Annotated in this window: 29 protein-coding genes; 14 read left to right on the top strand and 15 right to left on the bottom strand. The window is 67.5% G+C overall.

The window, feature by feature from the left end; all coding sequences use genetic code 11:
* Positions 1-275: 275 nt before the first annotated feature.
* The gene (locus tag OG555_RS18650) at positions 276-1,409 is read left to right on the top strand and encodes a right-handed parallel beta-helix repeat-containing protein (RefSeq protein WP_329484176.1); all 1,134 of its coding nucleotides are present in this window, start codon (positions 276-278) and stop codon (positions 1,407-1,409) included.
* A gap of 13 nt (positions 1,410-1,422) precedes the next feature.
* On the opposite strand, the gene OG555_RS18645 is transcribed toward OG555_RS18650, so the two are convergent.
* Positions 1,423-1,788, bottom strand: coding sequence for an SOS response-associated peptidase family protein (locus OG555_RS18645; RefSeq protein WP_329484175.1), 366 nt, complete (start codon positions 1,786-1,788; stop codon positions 1,423-1,425).
* Positions 1,789-1,874: 86 nt separating this feature from the next.
* On the opposite strand from OG555_RS18645, the gene OG555_RS18640 reads away from it, so the two are divergent.
* The gene (locus OG555_RS18640) at positions 1,875-2,666 is read left to right on the top strand and encodes a TIGR02391 family protein (RefSeq protein ID WP_329484174.1); all 792 of its coding nucleotides are present in this window, start codon (positions 1,875-1,877) and stop codon (positions 2,664-2,666) included.
* Positions 2,667-2,710: 44 nt separating this feature from the next.
* Here OG555_RS18640 and OG555_RS18635 read toward each other — a convergent pair whose 3' ends face one another.
* Positions 2,711-3,523 carry an ATP-dependent DNA ligase gene (locus OG555_RS18635; RefSeq protein ID WP_329484842.1) on the bottom strand — a complete coding sequence of 271 codons (813 nt, stop codon included), beginning with the start codon at positions 3,521-3,523 and terminating at the stop codon, positions 2,711-2,713.
* A 240-nt stretch (positions 3,524-3,763) separates the two neighbouring features.
* On the opposite strand from OG555_RS18635, the gene OG555_RS18630 reads away from it, so the two are divergent.
* Together OG555_RS18630 and OG555_RS18625 are read left to right on the top strand one after the other, a co-directional pair.
* Positions 3,764-4,630 carry an alpha/beta fold hydrolase gene (locus OG555_RS18630; protein WP_329484173.1) on the top strand — a complete coding sequence of 289 codons (867 nt, stop codon included), beginning with the start codon at positions 3,764-3,766 and terminating at the stop codon, positions 4,628-4,630.
* Positions 4,631-4,642: 12 nt separating this feature from the next.
* On the top strand, positions 4,643-5,443 hold the full coding sequence (locus OG555_RS18625; RefSeq protein ID WP_329484172.1) for a MerR family transcriptional regulator: 801 nt from the start codon (positions 4,643-4,645) through the stop codon (positions 5,441-5,443).
* A 77-nt stretch (positions 5,444-5,520) separates the two neighbouring features.
* Here OG555_RS18625 and OG555_RS18620 read toward each other — a convergent pair whose 3' ends face one another.
* Positions 5,521-5,829, bottom strand: coding sequence for a hypothetical protein (locus OG555_RS18620; protein WP_329484171.1), 309 nt, complete (start codon positions 5,827-5,829; stop codon positions 5,521-5,523).
* A gap of 405 nt (positions 5,830-6,234) precedes the next feature.
* Here OG555_RS18620 and OG555_RS18615 point away from each other — a divergent pair, with 405 nt between their 5' ends.
* The gene (locus tag OG555_RS18615) at positions 6,235-6,453 is read left to right on the top strand and encodes a hypothetical protein (RefSeq protein WP_329484170.1); all 219 of its coding nucleotides are present in this window, start codon (positions 6,235-6,237) and stop codon (positions 6,451-6,453) included.
* Positions 6,454-6,895: 442 nt separating this feature from the next.
* On the opposite strand, the gene OG555_RS18610 is transcribed toward OG555_RS18615, so the two are convergent.
* Complete coding sequence (locus tag OG555_RS18610) at positions 6,896-7,303, bottom strand: hypothetical protein (RefSeq protein ID WP_329484169.1); 408 nt, start codon at positions 7,301-7,303, stop codon at positions 6,896-6,898.
* A gap of 38 nt (positions 7,304-7,341) precedes the next feature.
* Between OG555_RS18610 and OG555_RS18605 the strand changes: the two genes are divergently transcribed.
* Together OG555_RS18605 and OG555_RS18600 are read left to right on the top strand one after the other, a co-directional pair.
* Positions 7,342-7,788, top strand: coding sequence for a DUF732 domain-containing protein (locus tag OG555_RS18605; protein WP_329484168.1), 447 nt, complete (start codon positions 7,342-7,344; stop codon positions 7,786-7,788).
* Positions 7,789-8,047: 259 nt separating this feature from the next.
* The gene (locus tag OG555_RS18600) at positions 8,048-8,629 is read left to right on the top strand and encodes a hypothetical protein (protein WP_329484167.1); all 582 of its coding nucleotides are present in this window, start codon (positions 8,048-8,050) and stop codon (positions 8,627-8,629) included.
* 56 nt (positions 8,630-8,685) lie between these two features.
* Here the strand turns inward: OG555_RS18600 and OG555_RS18595 are convergent, their stop codons facing one another.
* The 4 genes from OG555_RS18595 to OG555_RS18580 are packed head-to-tail and all read right to left on the bottom strand — an operon-like array spanning position 8,686 to position 10,237.
* Complete coding sequence (locus OG555_RS18595; RefSeq protein ID WP_329484166.1) at positions 8,686-8,916, bottom strand: antitoxin VbhA family protein; 231 nt, start codon at positions 8,914-8,916, stop codon at positions 8,686-8,688.
* A 16-nt stretch (positions 8,917-8,932) separates the two neighbouring features.
* A complete protein-coding gene (locus OG555_RS18590) occupies positions 8,933-9,649 on the bottom strand; it encodes a hypothetical protein (protein WP_329484165.1) in 717 nt (238 codons plus the stop codon).
* A gap of 53 nt (positions 9,650-9,702) precedes the next feature.
* A complete protein-coding gene (locus OG555_RS18585) occupies positions 9,703-10,053 on the bottom strand; it encodes a hypothetical protein (RefSeq protein WP_329484164.1) in 351 nt (116 codons plus the stop codon).
* Positions 10,043-10,237, bottom strand: a complete 195-nt coding sequence (locus tag OG555_RS18580) for a hypothetical protein (RefSeq protein WP_329484163.1) — start codon at positions 10,235-10,237, stop codon at positions 10,043-10,045. The genes OG555_RS18585 and OG555_RS18580 overlap by 11 nt, the downstream gene beginning before the upstream one ends.
* A gap of 515 nt (positions 10,238-10,752) precedes the next feature.
* On the opposite strand from OG555_RS18580, the gene OG555_RS18575 reads away from it, so the two are divergent.
* A complete protein-coding gene (locus OG555_RS18575) occupies positions 10,753-11,340 on the top strand; it encodes a DUF3560 domain-containing protein (protein ID WP_329484162.1) in 588 nt (195 codons plus the stop codon).
* Positions 11,341-12,044: 704 nt separating this feature from the next.
* Entirely contained in the window at positions 12,045-12,233 is a 189-nt protein-coding gene (locus tag OG555_RS18565; RefSeq protein ID WP_329484161.1) for a hypothetical protein, read from the top strand.
* 538 nt (positions 12,234-12,771) lie between these two features.
* Here the strand turns inward: OG555_RS18565 and OG555_RS18560 are convergent.
* Entirely contained in the window at positions 12,772-14,019 is a 1,248-nt protein-coding gene (locus OG555_RS18560) for an IS256 family transposase (protein WP_329475051.1), read from the bottom strand.
* Between the two features lie 151 nt (positions 14,020-14,170).
* Here OG555_RS18560 and OG555_RS18555 point away from each other — a divergent pair, with 151 nt between their 5' ends.
* A complete protein-coding gene (locus tag OG555_RS18555; protein WP_329484160.1) occupies positions 14,171-15,202 on the top strand; it encodes an NAD-dependent epimerase/dehydratase family protein in 1,032 nt (343 codons plus the stop codon).
* Here OG555_RS18555 and OG555_RS18550 read toward each other — a convergent pair.
* A complete protein-coding gene (locus tag OG555_RS18550; protein WP_329484159.1) occupies positions 15,182-16,495 on the bottom strand; it encodes a hypothetical protein in 1,314 nt (437 codons plus the stop codon). The two genes, OG555_RS18555 and OG555_RS18550, sit on opposite strands and share 21 nt — an antisense overlap.
* Before the next feature lie 501 nt (positions 16,496-16,996).
* On the opposite strand from OG555_RS18550, the gene OG555_RS18545 reads away from it, so the two are divergent.
* The gene (locus OG555_RS18545; RefSeq protein WP_329484158.1) at positions 16,997-17,422 is read left to right on the top strand and encodes a hypothetical protein; all 426 of its coding nucleotides are present in this window, start codon (positions 16,997-16,999) and stop codon (positions 17,420-17,422) included.
* Between the two features lie 215 nt (positions 17,423-17,637).
* Here OG555_RS18545 and OG555_RS42860 read toward each other — a convergent pair whose 3' ends face one another.
* Both OG555_RS42860 and OG555_RS18540 read right to left on the bottom strand, forming a co-directional pair.
* A complete protein-coding gene (locus OG555_RS42860) occupies positions 17,638-18,285 on the bottom strand; it encodes a hypothetical protein (protein ID WP_442914507.1) in 648 nt (215 codons plus the stop codon).
* Entirely contained in the window at positions 18,180-18,905 is a 726-nt protein-coding gene (locus OG555_RS18540; protein ID WP_329484157.1) for an ABC transporter ATP-binding protein, read from the bottom strand. Before OG555_RS18540 ends, OG555_RS42860 begins: the two co-directional genes overlap by 106 nt.
* Positions 18,906-18,997: 92 nt before the next feature.
* Here OG555_RS18540 and OG555_RS18535 point away from each other — a divergent pair, with 92 nt between their 5' ends.
* Positions 18,998-19,738: a TrmH family RNA methyltransferase gene (locus OG555_RS18535; RefSeq protein WP_329484156.1), complete on the top strand. Its 741-nt coding sequence runs from the start codon at positions 18,998-19,000 to the stop codon at positions 19,736-19,738.
* A 35-nt stretch (positions 19,739-19,773) separates the two neighbouring features.
* Here the strand turns inward: OG555_RS18535 and OG555_RS18530 are convergent, their stop codons facing one another.
* Both OG555_RS18530 and OG555_RS18525 read right to left on the bottom strand, forming a co-directional pair.
* Positions 19,774-20,337: a SecDF P1 head subdomain-containing protein gene (locus OG555_RS18530; RefSeq protein WP_329484155.1), complete on the bottom strand. Its 564-nt coding sequence runs from the start codon at positions 20,335-20,337 to the stop codon at positions 19,774-19,776.
* Between the two features lie 11 nt (positions 20,338-20,348).
* Positions 20,349-21,251, bottom strand: coding sequence for a GIY-YIG nuclease family protein (locus OG555_RS18525; RefSeq protein ID WP_329484154.1), 903 nt, complete (start codon positions 21,249-21,251; stop codon positions 20,349-20,351).
* A gap of 191 nt (positions 21,252-21,442) precedes the next feature.
* On the opposite strand from OG555_RS18525, the gene OG555_RS18520 reads away from it, so the two are divergent.
* Both OG555_RS18520 and OG555_RS18515 read left to right on the top strand, forming a co-directional pair.
* Positions 21,443-24,451, top strand: coding sequence for a ricin-type beta-trefoil lectin domain protein (locus OG555_RS18520; RefSeq protein ID WP_329484153.1), 3,009 nt, complete (start codon positions 21,443-21,445; stop codon positions 24,449-24,451).
* 66 nt (positions 24,452-24,517) lie between these two features.
* Positions 24,518-25,648 carry a serine hydrolase domain-containing protein gene (locus OG555_RS18515; RefSeq protein ID WP_329484152.1) on the top strand — a complete coding sequence of 377 codons (1,131 nt, stop codon included), beginning with the start codon at positions 24,518-24,520 and terminating at the stop codon, positions 25,646-25,648.
* Between the two features lie 60 nt (positions 25,649-25,708).
* Here OG555_RS18515 and OG555_RS18510 read toward each other — a convergent pair whose 3' ends face one another.
* Positions 25,709-26,203 carry a DUF1269 domain-containing protein gene (locus OG555_RS18510; RefSeq protein WP_329484151.1) on the bottom strand — a complete coding sequence of 165 codons (495 nt, stop codon included), beginning with the start codon at positions 26,201-26,203 and terminating at the stop codon, positions 25,709-25,711.
* Positions 26,204-26,221 lie beyond the last annotated feature (18 nt).

Raw genomic sequence — 26,221 nt, 5'->3', positions numbered from 1 at the left:
GCCGGCGTTTGTTGAGCAGCTGAGCCTGCTTCACCGGGGTGGAGATCTCGAGCAGCGGCACCCACTTGTCGGCGTGCTTGCTGACCCCGCCGCCGACCACGAACAGGTCGGGGGTGAACAGGTTCTCCACGTGCCGAAGGTATCGCTGCACTCGCTTGGCCCACTGTTCCGGACATTTGTGCAGTCGACTTCGAACATCGACAGATCTGCCCCGTGGCACCTAGCTTCGACCGCAAGGGCCGAGAACTCCAGGCCCCAGGGAGAGGGGGCGAACGATGTCAGAAGCAAGAGATGGCTCACGTGCATTGGCCGCGGCCACCACCCTGGCCGTCGTGATCGCCGGGACGGTGATCGCCATGGTGGCACCTGCCCAAGCCGGCGCCGTCGCGGCGGCGACTGCGGTGAAGACGACCCTCCATTGCGGTGACACGATCACGGCTGACACCAAGCTGCACGCCGATCTCGTCAACTGTCCGGGCGACGGCATCGTCATCGGCGCCGACAACATCACGCTCGACCTCAACGGACACACCATCGACGGGGACGGCGTACGGTCGGAGTGTCCCGACGGGCCCTGCGACATCGGGGTGTCGAATCTGGACGGCCACGATCGCGTGACCGTCACCGGCGGGAAGGTCCGCCAGTTCCGGGCCGGAGCGTTCGTCGGGGGAGGTGCCGCTCACAATCGTCTCCGTCAACTGGTGATTGCGGACACCAACGACGCCGGGGTCATCCTCGCGGACACCACCGACAGCACGATCGAAAGCAATGTGGTCCGCGGCAACGACGAAGGGATCGGCATCTTCGACAGTTCCCGCAACGCCGTCCGCGGAAATGCCGTGTCCCACAACGCCGGGGCCGCGATGGACATCGGTGGCAGCGCCACCGCCAACCGCGTCGAGCACAACCGGCTGGCCGCCAACGGCGACGGGATTGTCCTCCAGGAGGTCGACGGCAACCTGATCAGCCACAATCTCGTGACCGGCACGGGATTCTTCGGCTCCGCGGAGACGGGCGGATTCGGGATCATCCTCGACGGCGCCAATCGCAACACGGTGGACCGGAACACGGTCACCGGCGGTCGCGGACCGGCCATCCTGGTCCTGACACTCGACGCACCGAACGCTCCCGAGGACAACATCATCTCGCGGAACACCGTCAACAGCGTGGAGAGTGAAGGGATCTACGTCGGCACCACGGCGATCGCGACTGTCGTGGAGCGCAACACCGCCAACCGCAACGGCAACGACGGCATCCACGTCGACGGGCCCTCGACCAAGCTCACCCGGAACACCGCCAACAACAACCACAACCTGGGAATCGAAGCCGTCCCCGGTGTGATCGACGGCGGCGGCAATCACGCAAGCCACAACGGCAACCCCGCCCAGTGCACCAACGTCGCCTGCTGAACGCAGAAACGACTCAGCGCGGTGAGCCCTGACTTGGGCTCGCCGCGCTGATTGCGTCGGTCAGTGCCGCTGCGGGCCGCAGCGCCCGCCGCGACTTGAACGCCCGCCGGTAGGCCGGCTTCTCGTGGACGGTCTCCGCGCGGGCGTTGATCATCCTCGCGCCATCCTTGATCTCCTTGGCAAACACCGGCAGCAGGCCCCACCGGAACGCCCGGAGCTCGCGCACCGGATCCGCAGCCTCGCCGGCGTCCTCAGGGATGCGGGCGATCACCACCGGGTTGTCCTTGGTCGGGGTGACGTTGAAGTCCTGGCCCCGCAGTTCGTCGGCGTTGCTCTCGTCAACGACGAACCGCTCGAGCAGATCGGCGCGGCTAGCCACCGAGGCGTATCGACCACACAGGCCTGCCAGCCTGCCACGCGCCACGGACACACCAGCAGCGATGTCCGGCCGTGCAGGGACGTCCGGTGGTGCAGGCAGTTATCGCCGAGACGTTGCGTAGCCGCGGAAGCGATGATGAGGCGGTGCCAGAAATGAACCGCCAATGGGTGATCGACAAGCTGCAGGCCTTCCTCGAAACCGCGTCGGTCAAGTACCTCCGCGGCTCGCCGCTCAGCGGCGGCGGGTACCACGTACTGGACAGGCCGGAACGGGAGGTGCAGGCTGCCGCGCAGATCATCGAGCAAATCCTCGACCGGGTGCTTCCGCACTGGCGGACCGCCGACTGGCCTGCGAACGATTCCCAGCCATACTGGCGCCATCGCGAGGCGACCAACCGCGCCATCGCGCAACTCGAGGCTGAGCAGGAACTGATCGAGAACCTCGGTAGTGGAGCACCGCAACTCGACGCCGCAACTCTGCACCCCTGGGTCTGGGGTAGCGTCCAAGGGCTGTGGAGCAGCGGTCACTACCGGGAAGCCATCGGCATGGCGGCCAGGGCCATCAACGCCCAGGCACAGACGAAACTCGGCCGCCGCGACGCCTCGGAGGCAAAGCTGCTCTCCGATGCCTTCTCGACCAACCCGCCATCCCTTGGTCACCCGCGACTAAGGCTCATGCTCGACGACGGCAGCGACACGTTCAAGAACCGCCACGATGGCGCCGGCAACTTCGCCCGCGGCGTGTACTCCGCTATTCGAAACCCGATCGCACACGAGATCGACGAGGAGTTGGACGAGAACGAGGCCCTGGAACAACTAGCGGCCTTCAGCATCCTCGCGCGTTGGGTGGATGCCGCCACCGTTGCAGTGGCCATCTGAGGCACGCGCGGCGCCAACAACGGCGCGCAAGCGGTCGGTACGGCTCAGGAATCGAGCTGGTCGAGATCGTCGGGAGTGAGGTCGGGTCGCAAGCGGATGAACCTCATCGAGTGGCGGACCTGGCCGGCCTGGGTGGCGGCGTCGGCCGCGACTTCGGCGACGACGAGCGGCTCGACCTGGGTCAACGGCTTCTTGGAATCCTTCCCGCCCCACCGCTGGGACGTGATCTTGTCCGGCCACGGGTGGCCCGGCTTGGCTGGGGTCAGCACCGCGCCGAGCTCGGCCGACTGGGCCGGGCTGAGCGGAACGGTGCGGCCGACGATGACCAGATCGTCGCCGCGGTACAGGCCGGCGATCACCACCTCGGGCCGGGCGATCGGCCCGAGCACGCCACCGATCAAGAACTCCCGGGTGGCCCGGTGCTTCACCTTCAGCCACTCGCGGCGGCCGCCGACGTACCGGGTGGCCGCCCCCTTCACGACCAGACCCTCGACGCCCATCGCCGCGGGCAACACGTCGAACCACTCCCGGGCTTCCTCGAGGTCCGCGGTGACCGGTGTCAGCTGCAGCGGGGGCGAGAAGCTGGTGGCGAGCTGCTCCAGTCGTCCGCGGCGTACGGTCCACCGCTGGGTGCGCAGGTCGACCCCAGCCACCGCGAGCAGGTCGAACGCGACGTACGACGCCGGCACGGCGGCGACCAGCTGCCTCGCTTTGGCCGGTGCCGTGACCAGGCGGCGCTGCAAAGCGTCGAAGGACAGCCGGCCCTCGACCAGCATCAGCAGCTCCCCGTCCAATACGACGCCGGCGGGGATCTGGCGAACGGCGGCGGCCGCGATGTCGGGAAACCGGTCGGTCAGGTCTTTGCGCTGCCGTGACCACAGCCTCGCTTGGTCACCGCGCCGGACGATGGTGCAGCGGTTAGTTGACTGAACTCTTCAGCGCACCGCTGGGACCTCGGTCGGTGGCTGGAGCGAGCGTTGCGCAGGCCTACCGCGGGCTCCTGTGACGTGCACGATCTGTGTGGGCACATCGCCGCAACGGTTGACCCTGACGCAGGGTCAACCTCCCAGGATGGGGACATGACGAAGAACAGAGCGATGGAGGTCACTGGCCCGCGCCCCTCCAACGGCGATCCGGAGCAAGCCGACACGGGAGGCGGCACTGCTGTTCGGAGCTACACGATCCAACACGACGGCGTCACGATCTCGGCGTCCCGAGGAGGGCGGGGACGCCTGATGGTCTTCTGCCCTGGGCTGAGCTCGACGCAGGCCGATCTGCATGAGCTTGTCGGGCTACTGCGGCGCGACTACGACGTGGTGACATTCGATTTGCGCGGCCATGGCCTTTCCTCGGCCGCCGACAGGTACTTCTTCGAGGACTTCCTCAGCGATTTGGTCGCTGTGATGTCGCAACTCGGGCACACCGAGCCGGGCGCAACGCCCCTGCTCGTGGGCTACTCGCTGGGCGCGGACCTGGTCGTGCACTACGCCTCGGAGCATCCCGGCAGGGTTGGCGAGCTCGTGCTGATCGATGGGGCCAACCCGGTGCCCGAGCCGTTCATCACCGAGGCCGATTTGCCGGTGTTCCGCGAAATGTGGGAGCAGATGGCGGACCAACTGGAGGGCCTGCGCGGCACGGCAAGGCAGGTGCTGCTCGACGCGCGGGAAATTCTCGACCTGAACATCCAGATCGATGCGATCCGGTCCGGGATCCTTGACCGGTACCGGATGATCGACCGGCCCATCACCATGATCATGTCCACGGCGATGGCAGGCGAAGGCGGCCAAGGGCGTGCGCTCAACCAGAACTGGCACGCCGGGCTCGATCGGCTGGTAAGCGACCAGCCACACATCAGCACCTTCCGGCTCAACGCCGACCACGGCCTGGTCCTGACACATGCACCGGAGATCGCCGACATCATCCGCAGTACCCAAGCCGCGGTCGACTCCTCGACCACGATCTAGGAAACTGGCTCAATGCTGACCATCGGTGAGCTGGCGAGGTACGCCGGGGTGACCGTGCGCGCGGTGAGGCATTACCACGCCAAGGGACTGCTGGCAGAACCCGAGCGCGACCAGTCCGGCTACCGCAGGTACGGCGCCAGCGCCGTGATCGAGTTGATCAAGGTCAGAACACTCGCCGAGGCCGGCGTCCCGCTGGCTCGCGTGCGCGAACTTATGCATGCCGACAAAGAACAATTTGCCGCTGCGGTCGCCGAAATCGACAGGCGGCTGCGGGCCGAGATCCGACAACGGCAGCGCCATCGAGAAGAGATTGCCCGCCTCGCCGTTGGGGACCAACTGGCTCTGCCACTCGAAGTGGTCGGCTATCTGGACCGCTTGCGAGCGCTCGGCGTCGACGAACGAATCATCGAAGCCGAGCGCGACGGCTGGATCCTCCTGGCCGCACAGTCGCCCCAGCATGTCCCAACGTGGATGGCACGCAAGCGGCAACAGATCACCGACCCACAGCTGATCAACTTCTATCGCATCCTCAGCCAGGCTTTCGACCAAACCCCCGACGACCCAAAGCTGGTCGAGCTGGCCGACGAACTTGCCACCTACCTCACCCACTTGACGGACGAACACGGCGAGCACTATGTCAATGACACCAACCTCGACCCACCGCTGGCCAAACTGATGGACACGCTGGCACTCGACACCGTCCCGCCTGCCCGCCGCCTCGTGGCCCTCCTGAAACAACGCGGCTGGACGGGTTGGACCGAACTCGAACGGACTCCTACCGAACGCCTCGACCAGACCGAGCATCCTGCTTGAGACCGTCGCGCACCAGCCGAGGTTTTGGGGACGGTGCCTTCGCATCATGCCGATGGGAAGATCTCTCGCTGAGTAGTTCAGTGAAGAAACCCGTCACACTTCGGTTCGTACCGGCTGCCGCCGGGCAGCGCGTTCGGGCCGGGGATCTCCTCGACCGCACGGGTCAGCTCGACGTCGACCGGCCCGACCAGATCCGGCGGCAGCCGGACCGCGTCGGGGTCAGTCCGCCGTACCCGGGGCATCGTCTCGCCTCGCTGCTCGCGGATCGGCCGGTTGGCCGAACGGCGGCCACACCACCACGACGACCTGGTCGACGACGTCGTCCGGGTCGCGCAGCGGGCAGAACCGGTGGTGGGCAGGCAGGTCTCCGCCGTCGCACTTTCCACACCGCCAGGCCATGCCTCCAGAGTGCGCCCCCGGGGTGATGATGCCGGCCCAGCCCACCTTCCGGTTTAGTCCCGGGCGGTCCTTCTGACTTGGGGATCAGGGGTGATTGCCGCCCACGCGCCGTGCCCGTCATCGGGCCGGTAGAGCCGGGCACCGACCGTCCGGCAGCGGACGACGCCGGTGATAACGGCGGAATCGGGCGTGGATCCCGCCGGGCGTGTCGCGGCGGTCTGAGCGGCTGATCCGGGCCGCCGGCGGCCGCCTCCCTTGATGCTGGTCGTTATCACTGGGTCGCCAGGCAAGGATCGGTGGCATGCAGGCAGACCGCCTTGGATAGACATGCTGCACGCCGGCGACAAGTTCCCGCGACTCGTACCTGAACAGAGCGATTCGGGAAGCGCCCGGTGATCGAGATCAGGGAGTTCATCTTCGTCGCCGACGAGATCTTCGACGGCATCCAGATGCACGAGGGCAAGTTCGAAACCACGGTGAAGGTGGACGAGCGCGTCGAGTACATCAACATGACGCTGCTGAGCGAGATCGACCACAACAACGCCGCCGCGCAGTACGAGTGGAAGAACGCCGAATCCGAGCGCCACCCGAGGCGGTCCGGCAGCTGCTGAGACCCGAAAAGCACGGCAAAGGTGTTCAACCCAGGCGAAGGTGTCGGCGTTCATGAGTACGGTCCCTGACGTGCAAGAGCGGCCCCCGGTGGGCGGGGGCCGCTCGACAGCACTCTGCCGATCATGAAACCGGAGGCTGTACGAAATGAAGGCTACGACCCGCCACCGACAAGCCGCTGCGCCTGTCCAGCCGTGGCTGATTCTGGTCGGCACCGTTGTACCCCTGGCCCGCGATCGTTCTCGTCTCGATGCTCGGCTCACCGGGGGCCGCCGCATCGATCGGAGTCGTCTGGGGCGCGACCTGCGGCGTGCTGATCCGCGGACATCTCCTGAACGGGAAGACTCCGGACTGATGAACCGGCTCAAGCCGGTGAGAGCAGTCGTCATCGACGGGTCCCGCTGACCCTGCGCGACATGCCGCGCCCGGCTCGGTGCCAGGCACCTACCAGCCGCCGCCGTCCTCGAGGAACCCATCGACACGTGCGTACTCGCGCATGATGTCGACCTCGTTGCTGCGGCGGCGGCTTGTCGAGGCGGTACGGATGTCAGAAAAGACGGACGCGACCTCGCTGTGGGCGGTCTCCTTCCACCTGTCACAGCGCTCCAGCGCGTACTGGGGAAGCGTCTGGGTGAGCCGGCCTACGACGATCTCGTCGGCGCTGTCGGCCCGGACAAGGTCGAGAAAGCCGAGCTCGCGGCGAACGTCTACGACCAGGTCCTCTTCGATGTGGGGAGCGACAAGTCGCGCCAATCGCGCCAATGCGGTGAATTGGTAGGCAGGCGCCAACCTGGCCGCTGCCGACGAGGTCCCGGGATCGACGAGCGCCAGTAGATGTATCAGGGGTGCCATCACGAGGCTCTTTATGAGCTGATCACACGAGGGGGGACATGAGTGAGAGCGCGCCGCCGACTGCGGGCTGGGGCTGGGGATGCTTCGGTGGGATCTGCATCGTCGTGGTCATCGTGGGTGCGACCGTGATGGCCGTCAGCAGAAACGACCACCCGGCCGTTGGCGGCGCTCCGGTCACGATCAGCAGCACGCCGGATCCGGTGGAGACCATTCCCGCCGTGACGGAGCAGCAGGCTGGTGAGAAGGCGTTCGTGGCGCTACTGAAGTCCGGTTACCCGCAGTACGCCACGGCTAGCGACGCGTCGGTCATCGCGGTCGGCCAGGCGGTCTGCGACGAGCTGGGCCAGGGCAAGACCTACATCATCGTGAGCCTGGAGGTTGCCGGGACCGGCAAGGGTCTCAGCGCCACGGATGGTGCCACCATCGCGGGCTGGGCGATCGGATCGATGTGCGAGCAGTACAAGGACGAGGTGACCGCGAGCTGAGCTTCCTGCTCCGCTCGGCGACGAGCTCGCCGAGCGCGAGCGGGTGCCCGACGCCGCTCGCGGGTGGATCCATCGCGCCGAGCACTGGTTCTGCGGCGCCGCCAGCACAAGTAGATACCTTCGCGCGGCGATACCGCCTGGCCAGGCCGCTGAATTCTGCGCAGGACCCCGGAGGCCAGCACATCTAACGCGCTGGCCTCCGGGCCCACGATGAACCGCGAGCTTCATTGCTTCGCGCAACGACAGGAGAACACCACCCGTGACCGGGACCAAGATCCGCAAGACCGTCGCCGCAACCGCTCTCGCCGCTATCGGAGCAATCGCCCTGCTGACCGGATGCGGCGGGAACGAATCACCCGCCGGCGGCTCCCCCTCGAATCAAGCCACGATCGCCGGCGTCGCGCCGAGCAGCACGAAACCGAGCGCCAGCGCGTCCGAGCCCAAGACTGCGCCGGACGCCGCAACGATCGCCAAGGCGCTGCAGGCGGCCAGCGTTGGACACATCAAGTCTCTGTGGACCTACACCGAAGACACCGACCCCAACAACCTGATCGGTCGCCCAGGCGGCTACACCTCCGCCACGTTCGCATACGACAACCGCGTCCCGGACTGCAAAGCCAAGCCCGACAGCATGTGCGGCGCCCAAGTGGAGCAGTTCGCGAACGAGACGGACGCCAAGCGGCGGCTCGACTACATCGCCGGGATCTACAAGGCCGCTCCGATCCTCGGCACCGAGTACCTGACCGTGGAGGGCTCGACACTCCTCCGCGTAACAGGCGAGCTGAAGCCGTCCGTGAACCGCGCGTACGTCACCGCCTTCAAGGCAGCGCTGAGCAAGTAGAGGAGAGATGAAGACCGCCAGTCGCCCGAGGGCCGCGGATCCGCCCAAGGCCGTCCTCACCACGTACGGCGACACAGGCGGCGTCCCAGCTCGTCAAGGTCGATGCGGCCTTCGACCCACTGCTCCTGCAGCTCCCGGGCGAAGTCGGTGGATCGGCCGCCTTCGAGCTCAGTGGAGTGCCGGACCGACGCCACCACGGCGGCACGTTCTTCACGCGTCGACAACCGCGGGTCGGCCTGATCGTCCGGTTCGGTGTTCATCCCGGTCATCCCGTTCGTCTTGGTCATCTCGTCCTCCTCTGGGTCAGTACGCCCAGCGGGCGAGCGGGTCGCCGCCGGTCAGGATCGTGTTGATCCGGGTGGCGGTCCGGCCGTACGCCGTGTTCTGGGCCGAGGTCAACTGGACGTCGGTGCCGGTAGCCGCGCTGGTCTTCACGACGTCGAGCAGGAGCGCGGTGTCGTCGTCGGGCGGCAGGTTCAGCAGGCGGCTGAGCCGGGACACGGGCTTGATCAGCTCGGTCTGGGTCGTCGGCTTGGACTCGCCGTCGGCCATCTGCTCGAGCAGTTCCACCAGGTCGACCAGCCGCTTGCGGTCCCACGGGTTCCCGGCCTCGCGCTCGGCCACCGGCGTGAGCGCGGCCTCGAGCTGGTCGGCCGCGGCCGCGAGCAGTCGCCGGTCGGCGGTGGTGATCGGCACGGCCCGGAACGGCGTGTGTTCGTAGCTCCCGTTGAATATCCGGGGCCGGGTGCTGGCGTCCGGCTCGATCCGGGGCAGCGCCAGCTCGTCCATCGTGCCGCGCAGCACCTGAAGGATCCGGTACAGCGCGGCCAGGGCTCCGTCGCGGCCCATGAGTGGTGCCGGCAGCACCCACGGGTCTGGCTCCTCTGCCGAGTCCTCTTCGGTCACGACGAGGGCCAGCAGGAGGTCTTCCGCGGCCTCGACGACTGCCGTCAGTTCCTCGACGTCCGGTACCAGCACCCAATCCGTCCCTGCCGGTGTCTCGCCTGCTGTCGCACCCACTGCTCCTCCTTCGCCGTTGCGGTTCACCGGCGATCCGGATGGTGATTCTGTGGTCATCGCGTACTCCAGCGTTCGTGGGCGGACTGGCGGGTGATTCCGGCGGCATCACCGACGCCTTCCCAGGACGCGCCGGCCGCCCGGGCGGCCGCGACCGCGTCGTTCAGCCGGTCCCGGGCCGTCTCCAGATCCGCGGCCGCGGCCCGTACGTCGACGAGCTCGGCGAAGGCCGGCCCCAGGTGCCGGACCCACTGGTCGCGCAGCAGCTTCCCCGCGGGCAGGTCCTCGATGTCGTCGACCTGGTCGTCAGGGACGCGCAGGATCCGGGCCTTCACATCGCTGGTCTCGCCCCGGGTCCACAGCTCGCCGCGCCAGGTTCCGAGCCGGCCGTCGCAGTTACAGGCCACCCGCCATCCAGCGATCTCCGACGGCGGCCGAGACGCCAGGTCTGTCGTCGTACGGGATCCACGTCCCGGACGGGGCCGTGTGCACCATGACTCCGTCGACGTCCCACCCGGACCCGCCGAAGCCGTCAGCGAACACGTACTCGACGTACCCCTCGTGCCGGTCATCCGCACTCTGCCAAGCCATGCGCTCAGACCACCTTCACGAAGGTGCAGGCCGGGTACCGCAGATCCCGGCCCTGGCGGCGATTGTCGCCGCGATCGCTTCCGACACCGAGCACGACAGCTGAGCAGACCCGAGGGGCGCTCCTGTTCGATTCGAGGCGCGCCTCTCACGGCAGTGGGTCGTACGCCGTACCGCGCCTCGGGTGTCGAGCCCCCTCGGCCGCGGGCTGCCGCCGCCGAGTCGTCTGCCCTGCCCTGCGCGCGATGACGGACACGATCCGGGCCGGCCTGCGGCCGCACGATCGAGCCGACTGCCGTCGGCCCTGTACCAGTTGGGTTTCCTCCCCCTCCTGGCGTCTTCATCATGACCCGACGCCCCTGGCCCGCAACCACCCCGCCTGCGGCGGTCCCTCCGGGTGCGCAGTGGTTGCACTCCAGACGCTCACGGGGCCCGGACTCCGCTTGCCAGGAGGGGGCGGAAACAATCGGCCAAGCAGAGCGTCGACGGCCCGCCACCTGGCAGGAACCGGAGCAGTCATGATCACCGCGGGCGCGAACTCCATTGCCTTGGTCCACACCCACGCCGACGGAACCATCGCGTACGGCACCAGCAAAGGCGACGGGTCGGCCGAAGTCCTCAACGCGAACCGCTGGCGCTGGTCCCGAAACCTGCAGGCCTGGTACATCCCCCACTCCCGCGACAAGCTGTCAAAGGACTGGGGCATCGACGCCACCAAGACCGCCCTGGAAGCGGCCGGGTCCGAAGTCGAGATCAGGATCCACAACGACATCACCCGCAGCGTCGAGGACCGCGAGACCGACCGCGCCGAGCGCGTCGAAGCCCGGGCCGAGATGCTGAGCGACCGGGCCGCACGGCATCAGACCATCGCGGACAGCGCCGACGCGGCCCGCCGACAGATCACCGACCACATCCCTCTCGGCCAGCCGATCCTGGTAGGCCACCACTCCGAGCGGCGGCACCGCCGCGACATCGAACGCATGGACCGCCTCATGCAAAAGACCGTGGAGTCGGCGCAAGTGGCGCGCGACGCGCAGCGGCGCGCCGACAATCTGACCGGAGCCACCGACGCCCGCAACAACCCCCGCAACGTCGCACGGCGCTAGGAAGCCGGTGGGCGCTGAAGTTGATGACGCACGACCGGGACATGCACGCCTTGCCTTGGTCGAAAGTCTCACGCTTGGCATCTCGTCGCCGGCCTGCCACGTGCATGTGTCTGGGTCGCTTCCGCCGCACGGATCGCCGCCGGCCACGCGTTCGTGCAGAACCTCCGACGCGGACACACCACACCCGCCACCGACACCCCGGCACAGCTGCGCCTCCCGGCGGCCTTCACCGAACTCGCACTCGCCGTCCGAACGAGGCTCCCGCCGCGCCGGAGCCTGCCGGCTCTAGCCAAACGCAACAACGCCCGCGGACAAGGGGAGTAGCGTTGGCCTCCTTCGCGGCAGCAGGCAAGGAGGATCAGACAGGACTAGGTTCCGATCTCCCACCCTGATACTCGGTGCGCTGACCGCCGCCGCCGTCCTAGTCGCGACGTCGGCCACCGCGCAGGCTGCGGCGACCCCCACCAACGTCAACGTCAGCCAGCGGCACCTGAACGAGTCCGAGGAAGCCATCGCGGTCAACCCCACGAACCCGAACAACATCGTGATCTTCACGAATGTCGGTCACAGCGAGGCCGGGCTCGCAGCAGGCATGTTCTTGGGCGTGAGCTTCGATGGCAGGCAGACCTGGACCAGGAGGCTGGTCGGCCTCGGCAACGGAGACCCGCTGGGCGACACTTGCTGCGACCCGAGCCTGTCCTTCGATGAGCGCGGGGACCTCGAACTCCCATGACTCGGGGAACGGGATCGACTACGGGGACTACTCGGGGCTGTCGTTCTACGCCGGGCTGGCTCATCCGGCCTGGTCGGACAACTCCAACAGCACCGGCGATAATCCGGACGGTGCGCTGCACCAGCTAGACATCTACACCGCGGCGGTGCCGGTGCTGTAACCCAGTCCCCACCGGACGCAGTGCACGTCACCCGAGAGTACTGCCGACGACCTGCCGGGGCTACGGGCGGGGGTTCATCTCGCCCGTACGCTGGCCGCCACCGAAAGGGTCTGATGCGTAGGCGGAGTACCGGGGCCTCGTCCCGCCTCGCGCGGGTGGGCCGGGCTGCGTGAGTTTGCTCGGCGCCGGGGGACCGACCGCGTGCGGTCTGGCAGGAGAACTGGGTCGCCCGCCGGCGGGGATGCGGGTCTGGATCCACGCGTACTGGGTGGAGGGGTTGTCGGAGTCGATGCGGATGCAGATGGTGAGCCGCGGCTTTGCGTGCCGGCCCGCGGGTGGCATGCGTGGCTCCCGGGGCGAGGGTCAGTGAGTCACCTGCTCGACGAGCCACCCGGCAAGAGGTCAGAGACCGCTCGTTTGGGTGTCGCCGGCCCCTCACATGTTGTTACCCGGGCGGCGCACCTCTGACACGGCTCACAGTCACAGACAGGTCAAGTCCCTTGTGGTGGTGTATCGCTGCGCGATCCTTGGGCGGTTGTTAGGCGGTGAGTGCGGGCAGGTCGTCGGCTCCGATCTCGGGGTTGGTGGTGGGGATGGTGGTGAGGCGGCAGCGGGCCAAGATCTCGAGGCCGAGGTAGCGGCGTCCTTCGGCCCATTCGTCGGTCTGTTCGGCCAGGACGGCGCCGACGAGGCGGACGATGGCGTCGCGGTTGGGGAAGATCCCGACGGCGTCGGTGCGGCGGCGGATCTCCTTGTTGAGTCGTTCGGCGGGGTTGTTGGACCAGATCTGGGTCCATACGTCCTTGGGGAAGGCGGTGAAGGCGAGGACGTCCTCGCGGGCGGCGGCGAGGTGGTCGGCGACGGCGGGGAGTTTCTCGGCGACGTAGTCGAGCAGTCGGTCGAACTGGGCGTGCACGGCGGTCGCGTCGGGCTGGTCGTAGACCGAGTGCAGCATCGCTTTCACCGCCGGCCACATGCTCTTGGGGCAGATCGACATGAGGTTGGCGGCGTAGTGGGTGCGGCACCGCTGCCAGCTGGCGCCGGGCAGGTTGGCTGCGATCGCCTCCCGCAGGCCGGCGTGGGCGTCGGAGGTGACGAGCCGGACACCGGCCAGGCCGCGGGCGACCAGATCGGCGAAGAACTCGTTCCACGCCGGCCCGGTTTCGCTGGTGGCAACGCGCATGCCGAGCACTTCGCGGTGCCCGTCGCCGTTGACTCCGGTCGCCAGCAGGACCACGGCGTTGACCACGCGGCCGCCCTCGCGGACCTTCATGGTCAGTGCGTCGGCGGCCACGAACGTGAACGGCCCGGACGCGTCGAGGGGACGGTGGCGGAAGTCGTCCACGATCGCGTCCAGGTCGGCAGCCATCCGCGACACCTGGGACTTCGACAGCGAGTCGATGCCGAGGGTCTTGACCAGCTTGTCCATCCGCCGGGTGCTCACCCCGGCGAGGTAGCAGTCAGCCACGACCGTGATCAGGGCCGCTTCGGCGCGTTTACGGCGCTCGAGCAGCCACTCGGGGAAGTAGGTGCCCTTGCGCAGCTTGGGGATCGCGACGTCGATGGTGCCGACGCGGGTGTCCAGGTCGCGGTGGCGGTAGCCGTTGCGCTGAGCTGCACGGCCCGGGCTGGGACGGCCCCACTCGGCGCCGGCGACGGCATCGGCATCAGCCGACAGCAGGGCGTTGATGATCGACTGCAGCAGGCTGCGCATCAGATCGGGCGAGGCCTCGGCGAGCGCTTCGCCAAGCAGGCCGGCAGGGTCGACAATATGTGGTGCGGTCATCGTGGTTGGTCCTCGAGGATTCTGTGGAAGGTTGACTCGAAGGATCACGCGGTGGCCGCTTCTTCGTCCGACGTACACGCCGGTGACGAACTCGGCGACCGCGCTACACCACTATCGGGGACTCAACTCACAGACATGACACCATCTGCGTATGCGGATCCTCATCCTCGGTGGTGGTTGGTTTCTGGGTCGGACGCTCGCAAAGGATGCGCTGGCCCGAGGGTGGGATGTCGAAGCCTTCACGAGGGGCCGGAGCGGTCGGCCGCCGGCTGGTGTCCGGCACATTGTTGGTGATCGGACCAAGGAAGCCGACCTTCATCGGTTAGCCAACGAAGGCCCCTGGGATGCCGTAGTCGACACCAGCGCTTATGAGCCGATCGATGTTGCGCATGTGACGAACACCCTCGGCGATCGCATCGACCAATACGTCCTCGTCTCAACCGTCAGCGCTTACCAAGACTGGCCGGCGACCGCAGTCGACGAGACCTCGCCATTGTGGCCCTCGGCCCCGACGTACACGGAGAACTCGCCAGAGCTAGCGAGCATGACCATCGGCGAACGATACGGAACGCTGAAAGCAGGCTGCGAGATTGCCGCCACTACCGGTGCAGCCCGCAGCCTCATCGCTCGCCCTGGCGTCATCCTAGGTCCTGGCGAGTACGTCGGCCGCGGCCTCAAACTGCTGGAACGAGCAGCCCAAGGCAGACGATGGCTGCTCCCCGCGCCGTCTGAGCAGCCGATCCAGCCAGTCGATGTCCGGGACGTCTCAAGATTCTTGCTCGACGCCATCGAGCATCGACTGGACGGCGCGTACAACGTCGTCGCGCCGGAAGATCATGCGACGTACGGCGATCTCATCGACATGTGCCTGAAGCTGACTGGCCACCGTGCTCAACCGACCTGGGTTGATCCTCAGTGGTTGATTGAGCATGGCGTCCGACAATGGACAGAGATCCCGCTGTGGCGCACCCCGGAAGGCACGTGGAAAGTCGACGGCCGGCAAGCTGCCAAGGCCGGCCTGACCTGTCGGCCGCTCAGTGACACGATGCAAGACTTCAAGCTGGCACTGGATCGCGATGGCCTGATCGAGCATCCGCGGCAGAATCAGCTCGGCCTGGAACCAGAGCGGGAAGCCCATCTCCTTGCCGAGTGGGACAAAATGTCAGGCGCTCGGCAGCGCTAGACGAGAGACTGCCTCGGCGTTGAAGACCTCGATCTGGTCGCGCAACTCGATCGCCTGAGCGGTCTCGCGCCAGTCCCGGCCAGTGAGTTGCCGGGCCAGCTGGTCCATGCGCCCGGTGAGGCCTTGCCGACGGTTCGGCGCCGGGATTGTCCACACCGTCTCGAGCGCATCGGCGCTGGCGTCGAGTCGCCCGGCCAGGAGTTCGGCGGTCGCGAGATCGATCTGCGCCCGAGCTGGTGCTAGCCCACCGAACGGGTCCTCCGCGACCAAGCCAATGGCGTCACTGATCCGTGTCACGGCGGTCTCACCGTGGCCGACCTTGAGGAGAGCGGTTCCGGCACAGGCGGCATGCCGACTCGGACCCCAGCCGAATTCACCACCGGTCGCGCCATAGAGCCCGTCCTCACGGATTTGGTCCATCTCGAGGTCAGCCAGAAGAAGTGCTTCCTTCACCTGATTCGGACGCCCCAGCTCCGCCCAGGCCCGAGCTTCAATCGCTCGCAATCTGGCTGTCAAGGCGCCTGCCGGCGCAGCCTCGATACTGCTGGCGATCAGGTCGATCGCTCGACGACTCTGTCCACGCCAGTTGGCAATGAGGGCCTGCGTCCCGCGTGACCATGCCTCAAGGTCGGCGTCGCCGATGAGTTCTGCATAGGTACGCGCCGATCGTGCCTGCTCTTCGGCGGCATCCCACCGCGCCAAGTCGAACGAGACGACCGAGAGCAGCCCGCAAGCTTGCCCGGCCACCTGGTACAGCTGAGCGGTCTGTGCCGGTCGCCGAGTCTTGTCGAGCAGCAAATACGCGACATTGCGGATGTGCCGCGCCTCGGTCAGAAGCTGCAACGGCGGGCGGTCTTGGTACTCGCGGGCAAGCTCAAGAACAGACTCCTGGAGCCACGAAATATCCGTGGAATCGACGGTGCCGGCGATTCGGGCTGCGTGTTCAAAGCTCTCGTGGGCGGCCATGACTGCCGCTGCCTCCAACGATTTGACGTCAACGGACAGGCCGGGCGCGGCCGGGCCGCTACGACCCTCAGACTCGGGCACCACCTGCGGTGCGCCCAACAAGACCTCGAACCGGTCCCCCCAGAAAGCTTCGGCAACTCGCCGAGCCACCGGCCTTGCTTGGGCGACGTCTCCGCGCATCCACCGCGCGAGTTGACGCGGCGACAGCGTGGCCGATTCCTGCATCCGCTGCGCCTTCGTCTCAAACTCCCGGCAAGTCTCGTCGACCGTCCAGGGTCCTTCGTGGACGAGCTGTTCCAGCAGCGTTCTGTACTGCGCCGTAGCCACGACTTCACGGTACGTCAGCTGAGCGCCCTCAGGGCTGGGCCCGCGCGTCGATGGCAGCCCAACGTCCGACAGATGGCAGACGGGCGGCAGCCGTGACATTACGGCGATCTTCAGGCCTTCCGCGCAAGTGGCAGTCAGATGGCAGTCAACCGGCGACTGCGGTTCATGGCTCTGTCAGCCAGCTCGGCACGAAGCTTCCATACACAGAGAGCGCCAACCGCAATGACGGGGTGAGGCTACGTGATACCAGCTATGTGGGTGCTAATGATCATCGCTGCAGTGCTGTACGGGTTCATGCTGCACGACATCATGCGGGAAGTGCGTGGCGAATGACCATTGCTCACCCTCCAAGGCCGACGGTTCGCCGAGTCTGTGTTTGGTTCGGCGAGCACTTGGTCGCCGGCCACACTGCCGATCCTGAGGCCGCGGCCGCGTACGAGGCCGCCATGCGGCGACGCTTCCTGAGCCTGCGCGTGACAAACGAACCCGTCGTGACCCCGGATGCCGACCGCCGGTGACGAGCCAGCGCGGTCGACGCTGGCGGGCGCGGCTCTGGCAGCGCCTCAACGAGGCCTTCCGGCGCTGGCGAGACGAGGGAAGAGGCTCGGCGAGGACTACACCAAGCCAGAGCTACTCGGCTACCTCCGCCGAGACCTGCTCGTCGTCGACAGCCAGGTCGCTGAGCTGGAGCGGCAGATGGCCCACTTCGCTCAAGCAGAAGGTTTCGCCATGGGATACACCTACGTCGAGAAATTCGACGGGTGGCCCGCGGCGTTCGAGGCACTCATCGATTCGGTCAACCGCTGCGAAGTCACTGCGGTGGTGCTGCCGAGCCTGCTGCATTTCGCGATGCGCGACTCGCCATTCCAAATCAGGGACGCCTTCCAGCACGCCACCGGCGCCCGCGTCATGGTGCTCACTCCGTGAACTGGCAGTGCCGAGGACACTCCTCACCTCACACAGGGGCGGGCTTGAGTTGACTGCTCAGGCACCTTTCCCCTGGCAATGTCTGTGAGACATTGCCAGCTGCTTTGAAGCTCGTGGACCGTGCCAACTGCTGTTGTCTGCGCGCGCCACCGACCACCCAGGCCGACCCCCGTCGGCAAGACGGCTGTCCGTCGGATCCTGCCAACAGGTGGCCGTTACATTCTTCGGGTTCGGCGGTCTACTCGATGGCCGGTTTGGTCGAAGAGGTGGAGGCGGGTGGCGTCTGCTGCTACGCGGACGGGGGTTGAGGGGCGTAGGCCGGTGGGGGCGTCCAGTTGGACAATCAGGTCGGCGCGGCGGTGGGTTGGGGTGCAGGGTGGAGGTTCTGAGGGTTGGGAGCGGCGGCCGGCTCGGAGAGATCGGCGGCCAGGGGTGGGGAGTGGGATCAGCGTGGCGGGGAGGTTGGGGGGTGCCTGGCCTATTAGGTCGGGGTTTTGGTGGGTTAGGTCGGATTCGATGAAGGCGAACCATTGGTTGCCGTGGAATTCGAGGGCGCGGAGGCGGCCGGAGAGCCAGTTGTCGGTGTCGGAACCGTCAGTCAGGGTTAGGGCGTCTGGGCGGATGCCGACGATGACCTGGGCGCCGTCGTGGTGGCTGAGGATCATGGATCTGCGGTCGACCGGGGGCAGGGAGATCGACTGGGTGCCGAAGTCCAGAGCTACGCGGTGGTGGGCGGTGACGCGGACAACCGCGGAGATCAGGTTGATCCTCGGCGTGCCCAGGAAGCCTGCGACGAACGCGGTGCCCGGGTCGGCGTAGACCTGCTCGGGGGTGCCGGCGTCCTCGATCCGGCCGTTGCGCATGATCGCGATCCGGTCGGCCAGGGTGAAGGCTTCGACGTGATCGTGGGTGACGAGACCGTGGTCGCCTTCAGGTCCTTGCTCATGGCACCGATCTCCTGGCGGAGCTCGGTGCGTAGCGTCGCGTCGAGGTTCGACAGCGGCTCGTCCATCAGGAAGATCTCCGGCCGGCGGACGATTGCCCGGCCGATCGCGACCCGTTGGCGCTGGCCGCCGGACAGGGTCCACGGGAACTGGTCGATCGCGTTCTCGATGCCGAGGATCCGGGCGAGCTCCGCGGCCTTGACGCTCGCCTCGGCCGGCTCCTCCCCCGCGACCAGCAGGGGGAACATGATGTTCTCGCGGACCGTGCGGTTCGGGTACAGGGCGCCGTTCTCGAAGACCATCGCGACGCCGCGGTCCTTGGGCTGCAGTCGATTCGCGTGGGTCCGGCCGAACCACAGGTCGCCGGCGGTGATCCGCTCCAGGCCGGCGATCATCCGCAGTACGGTCGACTTGCCGCAGCCGGACGGCCCGAGCAGCACCATGAACTCGCCGTCCGCCACCTCGAGGGACAACTCGTCAACCGCGAGATGGTCCCCGTCGTACACCTTGGACACCGAGTCCAGCCGAATCCCCGGCATGCGCCCCCTCCCGAGAGGTCGATGGGCACCGAGTACACCGGTCCACCCGCATCTTGTCCAGTGCATCGGGCGGCACGGCGTACCGTAGGCGGGTGGAATCGAGGAAGTCGCCGCGGGACAAGTGGATCACGGTGTACGGGCGGAAGCCGGTGCTCGAGGCGCTGCATGATCCCGGGTTGTCGGTGGCGAAGGTGGTACTGGCGGACAACGCGACCGGGCAGTCGATGCAGGAGATCCTGCGGGCCGCGGAGAAGTACGGCACGCCGGTTGAGCGCGCAACCGCCAGCCGGGTGAAGTGGCTGGCCGGGAATGGGAAGCACGACCAGGGTGTGGTCGCGGACGTCGACGCGCCGCGGATGACGCCGCTCGAGGAGTTCATCCGGGAGCGCGGCAAGCGGCCGACGAACGTCTTCCTGCTCGACGGCGTCACCAACCCGGGCAACGTCGGCATGATCCTGCGTACGGCGACCGGCGCCGGGTTCGACGGGGTGATCCTGCCCCGAGCCGGTACGCCGCATGTCGGGCCGCTCGTGATCAAGGCATCGGCCGGGGTTGCGTTCCAAGCGCCGATCGTGAACACCTCGACCGCGAAGACGGCCGTCGATCTGCTCCGCACCGCCGGCTATCACGTCTACGGTCTGGCGGCCCGCTCCCAGGACTCGCTGTTCAAGGCCGACCTCGCGCCGCGCGCCGTCTACGTGCTCGGCGGCGAGACCAACGGCATCACCGTCGGCACCGACTCCGACCTGCAGATCCCGCTGCACTCCGGGGTCGAGTCGCTGAACGTCGCCGTGGCCGCAGCGGTCGTCGCCTTCGAAGTCACCAACCGCTGAACCTGAACCACCGAACCCGCTGAGCCACGCAGCGGTTAGCCGGTGATCTTGGTGGCCAGGGCTTCGGCGTCCTTCTTGGTGTAGTTCCCGCTGATCTGGACCTTGCCGGCGGTGATGGCGGACGTGACTGTCGGGGCCGCGGCGACCTGGCCGCCGACCACGATCGCCAACTCGTTCTTCGGTGGTTGCAGGGCGGCCAGCTGGGTGGTTAGCGCGGCGAAGACGCGGGTGCCCTGCTCATCGAGGGTCAGAGTGAGGTACCAGCCGGGCTGGTCGGGTGACTGCGCCGCCTTGACCTCGGAGACGTGGCTGCCGTCGAGTTCGACCTTGCCGACGGTGTAGCGCATGCCGTTCGGATCGCAGACGATCGCCTTCGGCAGTGGGCTGGCGCAGGTGCCTTGCGCGGCCGTCAGCACCCGCCGGAACTCAACCGCCTGCGGAGTCGCGGCCGCCGCCGGCTTGTCGTCGACAAGGCGCAGTACGACGACCACCCCGGCCACCACCACCGCGACCAGCACGAGCACGAGTACGCCGATCAGCACCACGGGACCACGGCGCTGAGTCGTTGGCTGGTACTCCGGAAACGGGGGCTGCGTCATGACAGCCGATGTTATGCACTCATCGAGTCACGCAGCCGGACGGCCAGCTCGGCGTTGCGTTGGGCAAACGACTGCCAGAGGTCCGGCGACGTCGCCACCCGATCGCGAGCCGTCGCCTCCGACACAGCGCGCTGCGTCCACGTGCACATCCGCCCGCCGCGGACCTGGAAGTGCACGAGTACGCCGTCCGCCCAGCCGTACACGTCCGCGTCGCGAGGTTCGAGCCAAGCGACCTTCTGCTCGGCGACGATCCACTCGAGCGCCGCGAGCTCGTCCTGCACCTTCGCCGCGAACTCGAACCGGAGCTCGCCGGCCGCCCGATCCCGCCGCCGTACCAACTCGTCGCGCAGCGCAGCCACCGCGGCCGGATCCCTTTCGAGTACGGCGATCGCCGTCCGAGCCAGCGCAGCACGGTCCCCCGGCCCGATCCCGAACAGCCGGCCGAACTCCTGGGCCGAGCCGTCGCCTTCGACCGTGTACTGCAACGGCAGCACGCGATGCAGACCGGAGATCGCCTGCCGGATCCGCAGCCCGCCGAGGTACGGCCCGAAGTGCGGCGCGGTCCCGCTGACCGTGTGCTCGAACCGCAGCCCGGGCTTGGATCCGTCGTCGAACCGGATGTAGCCGACCACCTCCGCACCGCCCTCGGTCCGGTTCCACCGCGGCTTGGAATGCTCGAGCAGGTTGCGTTCCAGCCAGGCGGCCTCGTGCTCGGAGTCGCACCAAACCCCTTCCACGCGGGCGATCCGCCGTACCATCCGCGCGAGCTGCGGCCGGTCGCCGAGGTGGTTCCAGTACGACTGCACGCGCCGGCGGAGGTTACGGGCCCGTCCGATATACAGCACTTTCCCGGTCTCGTCACGGAAGCGGTACACCCCTGCTTCGGCCGGTAACTGCCGCACATCACGCCTCATCACCACAGTGTGCATGCACTGACTGACTGCGTGTCGACCAGGCGATGCAATGTTTGAAACGAATGCATATCCGGTCTTGCGCCGAGGTTGGCGCGGCGGTCATGCTGGCGGCCACTTCGAGTGCTCGCAGGGGGTAAGTGAGGCCGAGCGCCGCAGTTGTAGGGCCTGGGGGCTTGATGAGGTTTACCGCTGTGTGGGTGCGTCGCGTCCTGTCCGCGCTCTGTGTTCTCCTGCTGACGCCACTCGTCGCGATCGAACCGGCACGGGCCGCGGTCACGCCGACCGGCTTCACCGAGCAGACCGTGTTCAGCGGGCTGGTCAATCCGACGAACGTCGCGTTCTCGCCGGACGGCAGGGTGTTCGTCGCCGAGAAGAGCGGCTTGATCAAGGTCTTCGACTCGCTCGACGATCCGACGCCGAGTGTGTACGCCGATCTCCGCACGGAGGTCTACAACTATTGGGATCGTGGACTTCTCGGTCTCGCCTTGCACCCCGACTTCCCTGCGGATCCTCGCATTTACGTGCTGTACACGCACGACGGCCTGATCGGTGGACCGACACCGAAATGGGGTACGCCGGACACGACCGACGATCCGTGTCCGTCGCCGCCCGGCCCGACGAGCGACGGCTGTCAGGCCAGTGCGCGCCTATCGGTCATCAACGGCACCGGCGCCGAACAAGTGCTCGTCGAGGACTGGTGCCAGGTCTTCCCGAGTCACTCGATCGGCTCGATCGAGTTCGGGCCCGACGGCATGCTCTACGCCGGCGGTGGTGACGGCGCCAGCTTCAACTACACCGACTACGGCCAGGACGGCTTCCCGGCCTCGGATGCGACCCCGGACAACCCTTGCGGCGACGGGCCTGCGCCCGTGGGCGCAACGCTCACGCCGCCGACCGCCGAAGGTGGCTCACTACGGGCCCAGGACGTCCGCACCAGCGGCGATCCGGCCGGTCTGGACGGATCGCTGATCCGGATCGACCCGGACACCGGCCAGGCCGCGCCGGGCAACCCCGCACTGAGCAGCACCGACCTGAACGCACGCCGGATCGTGGCGCACGGTCTGCGGAACCCGCTGCGGTTCGACTTCCGCCCGGGCACGAACGAGATCTGGATCGGTGACGTCGGCAACAAGACCTGGGAGGAGATCGACCGGGTCGTCAACCCGACCGCGGGCGTCACAAACTTCGGCTGGCCCTGTTACGAAGGAGCCGGCCGGTCGCCCGGGTTCGACGCGGCGAACCTCAACATCTGCGAGAACCTGTACGCCGCCGGTCCGTCCGCGGTGGCCTCGCCGTACTACAACTACAACCATGCCGATCACGTCGCCACGAACGAGACCTGCAGCGTCGGCAGCTCGTCGATCTCCGGGATGTCCTTCTACCGGGGCGGAAACTACCCACCGGAGTACGACGGCGCCCTGTTCTTCTCCGACTACAGCCGACAGTGCGTGTGGGCGATGATGCCGGGCTCCAACGGGCTGCCGGACCCGTCGAAGATCGTGCAGTTCGCATCGGGCTACGGATCCACCAGGCTGCAGAGCGGTCCGGGGGGTGACCTGTTCGCGGTCGACTACGACAACGGCCGGATCATGCGGTACGTCTACGACGCCACGAACAACCCGCCCACCGCGGTGATCAACGCCGACCCGTCCAGCGGGCCGACGCCGCTGACGGTGACGTTCGACGGGACCGCCTCCAACGACGCCGACGGCGACGCGCTGACCTATGCCTGGGATCTCGACGGCGACGGCCAGTACGACGACTCGACCGCGGCGACCGCGCAGCACACGTACACCACCAGCGGCACCGTGACCGCGCGCCTGAAGGTGTCCGACGGCCATACGACCGGCGCGACCTCGACACAGATCAATGTCGCCAACACGGCACCGACGGCGCTGATCACCTTGCCCGGACCTGCGACGACGTGGAAGGTCGGCGACAAGATCACCTTCGCCGGCTCGGCCACCGATCCGGAGCAAGGCACGCTGCCCGCCTCGGCGCTGAGCTGGGCGCTGATCATGCACCACTGCCCGAGCGACTGCCACTCGCATCAGATCACGGCGTTGACCGGGTCGAGCGGCACGTTCACCGCGCCGGATCACGAGTATCCGTCGTACCTCGAACTCAAGCTGACCGCCACGGATGCGAGTGGGCTGACCGACACCAAGAGCGTGCGGCTGGATCCGAAGACGGTCGGGCTCACGTTCGCGACCCAGCCGGCCGGGCTGCAGCTCACCTACCTCGCCAAGACCGCGAAGGCTCCTTGGACCGGTACGACGATCGTCGGGTCGAGCGGATCACTGTCCGCGGAGCAACTGCAGGCGCCCGCGAATCAGCTGTACCGGTTCGCGTCCTGGTCCGACGGCGGCGCACGCACCCACAACTTCGTCGCGCCGGCAGCACCGGCCACCTACACGGCGACGTACGTACCGAAGCGCAATCTCGCCCGCGGTCACCCGGCGCTGGCGTCGAGCGTCTACCTCGCCGGGCGGGAGGCGTCGAAGGCGGTCGACGGTTCGATGGCGACCGCGTGGTCGAGTGCTCGCACGGATCCGCAGTGGTTCCAGGTCGATCTCGGGTCGGTCCAACTGGTCAACCGGGTGCTGCTCAACTGGCTGTCGACGGCATACGGAAAGGCGTACCAGATCCAGGTGTCGGGCAGCGGGCGGACGTGGAAGACCGTGTCGTCGACTACCGCTGGAGACGGTGGCACCGACAGCATCGTGTTCTCTCCGAACTACGCCAGGTACGTGCGGATCAACGCGACGGCTCGTGGTGTGGCCGGAAGCTACTACTCGCTGTGGGAGTTCGGCGTGTTCCAGGACACCGGTCCGGTCACCGGCATCGCCGGGAAGTGCGTCGACATCTACCAAGCCGCAACCGCTGACGGCACGCCGACCACGCTCTACACCTGCAAGGGCGCGGCGAACCAGCAGTGGACACCGTCGTCGGATGACGGCACCCTGCGTTCGCTCGGCAAGTGCCTGGACGCTCGCGGTACGGCGATCAAGACCGCCGCGGTGCTGTGGACGTGCAACGGCAGTCCCGGGCAGAAGTGGACGCCACGGTCGGACGGCTCGCTGCTCAACGCCGCCTCCGGACTGTGTCTCGACGCATCCGGTGCTTCGAGTGCGAACGGCACCAAGCTGATCATCTACACCTGCAACGGCGGGACGAATCAGAAGTGGGTGCTGCCGTAAATCAGTCGTTGGTGACGAACTCCGCGACATACAGTGACTCGGCCTTGGACCGAAGGACGGGAGATCATGGACAGCGGCTGGGTGGACGAGGGATTCGGCGCGGTCGCCGACACCTTCGCGGAGAATTTCGACCTGTTCCCCGAGCTCGGCGCGGCGGTCACGGTGTACGTCGGTGGCCGCAAGGTCGTCGAGTTGTGGGACGGCGAGGCCGCTCCCGGACGACAGTGGGACGGCGAGACCGTCGTACCCGTGTTCTCTTGTGCCAAAGGGCTGGTGAGTCTGGTCGTCCACCTGCTCGCGCAGCAGGGGCGACTCGAGCTCGATGCGCCGATCGGCGAGTACTGGCCCTCGTTTGTTGCTGCCGGCAAGGAGAAGATCACCGCCCGGATGGTGCTCGGGCATCGGGCCGGGATCCCGGTGCTCGACCAGACGCTGTCCTTCGAGGAGATCGCGGCCTGGACGCCGGTGATCGCGGCGATCGAGGCGCAGAAGCCGCTGTGGGAGCCGGGGACGTCGTACGAGTATCACGGTCACGTGTTCGGTTTCGTCCTCGGCGAGGTGGTCCGGCGGATCACCGGGCTGCGGCCGGGCGCGTACTTCCGTTCGGTCGTGGGCGATCCGCTCGGGTTGCGGGCCTGGATCGGCCTGCCCGCTGAGGAACTGGGCTCTCTGGCCCGGCTGACCGAGGCCGAAGGACGACCGCCGATGCCGGGTCCGGAGCATCTGCTCACGCGGATCGTGACGATGAACGGCGCGCTGGTCTTCCCGGGCCTCGACGTACCGCACGGCTGGAACGATCCCGCCCTGCTGGGAATGGAGCTTCCCGGGGCCGGCGCGGTGGCGTCGGCGACCGGCCTTGCCGGGCTTTACGCGGCAGCCGTGACGGGTATCGACGGGAGTGCGCGGCTGCTGACGGCAGACACCGTGACGGACGCGGTCCGGGAGGTGTCGTCGGGACAGGGCTTCCTCGGCTTCGACGCGGGCGCGCGCTGGGGCTCGGGCTACCTGCTCGATTCCGCGACCTTCCGGCCGCTGCTGGGTGCGCGAAGCTTCGGGAACGACGGAGCCGGCGGGCAGTTCGCCTTCGGCGACGACGAGTACGGCGTCGGCTTCGGGTACGTCGCCAACCGCATGGTCGGCCACGGTGATGCCCGGGCCAACCGGCTCATCACCGCCGTACGCGACTGTCTGGGCTGACAGACCGGCTCCGACCCGCGGTTGTGCGGGTCGGAGCCGGTTGCCGGAAGGGGTTTCCCGCTAGCCGGCGAACATCTCCCGCAACGCCGCCTCCTGCTCGGTCGACAGGTTCGACTGGATGAGCTGCGGCTTCTGCAGCCCCGTCGCGTCGAAGGTCTCCTTGATCTTGTCCCGGACCGCATCGCTCGACATCAGGAACAACGCGGAGGTGCCGGGCGTGATCTGATCGCGGGCGGCCTTGATGAAGTCGTCGTCGATCCCGACATCGGCCAGCGATCCCGCGATGGCACCCGATGCGGCCCCGATGGCCGCGCCGGCCAGCGGCATCAGGAAGATCATCCCGAACAGCATCCCCCAGAACATGCCGCCCAGCGCACCGACTCCGGTGAAGTTGCGCAACTGCCTGGTCTTCGGCCTCCTGGTCTCCGGCTGCCACGACACCGACGCGGCGTCGTGCAGCGTGATCAATCCCTGCTTCGACAACGCCTCCAACGTGCCGATCGCCTGGTTGGCCCCGTCCCAGCTCCCGAACTTCCACGCGGTCAGTGTCGCCATCGTGCGTCTCCCATCGCC

Source organism: Kribbella sp. NBC_01484, assembly GCF_036227145.1.
Lineage (GTDB): Bacteria > Actinomycetota > Actinomycetes > Propionibacteriales > Kribbellaceae > Kribbella.
The sequence above is the reverse complement of the archived record's forward strand: the minus strand, read 5'-3'. Positions and strand labels throughout refer to the sequence as shown.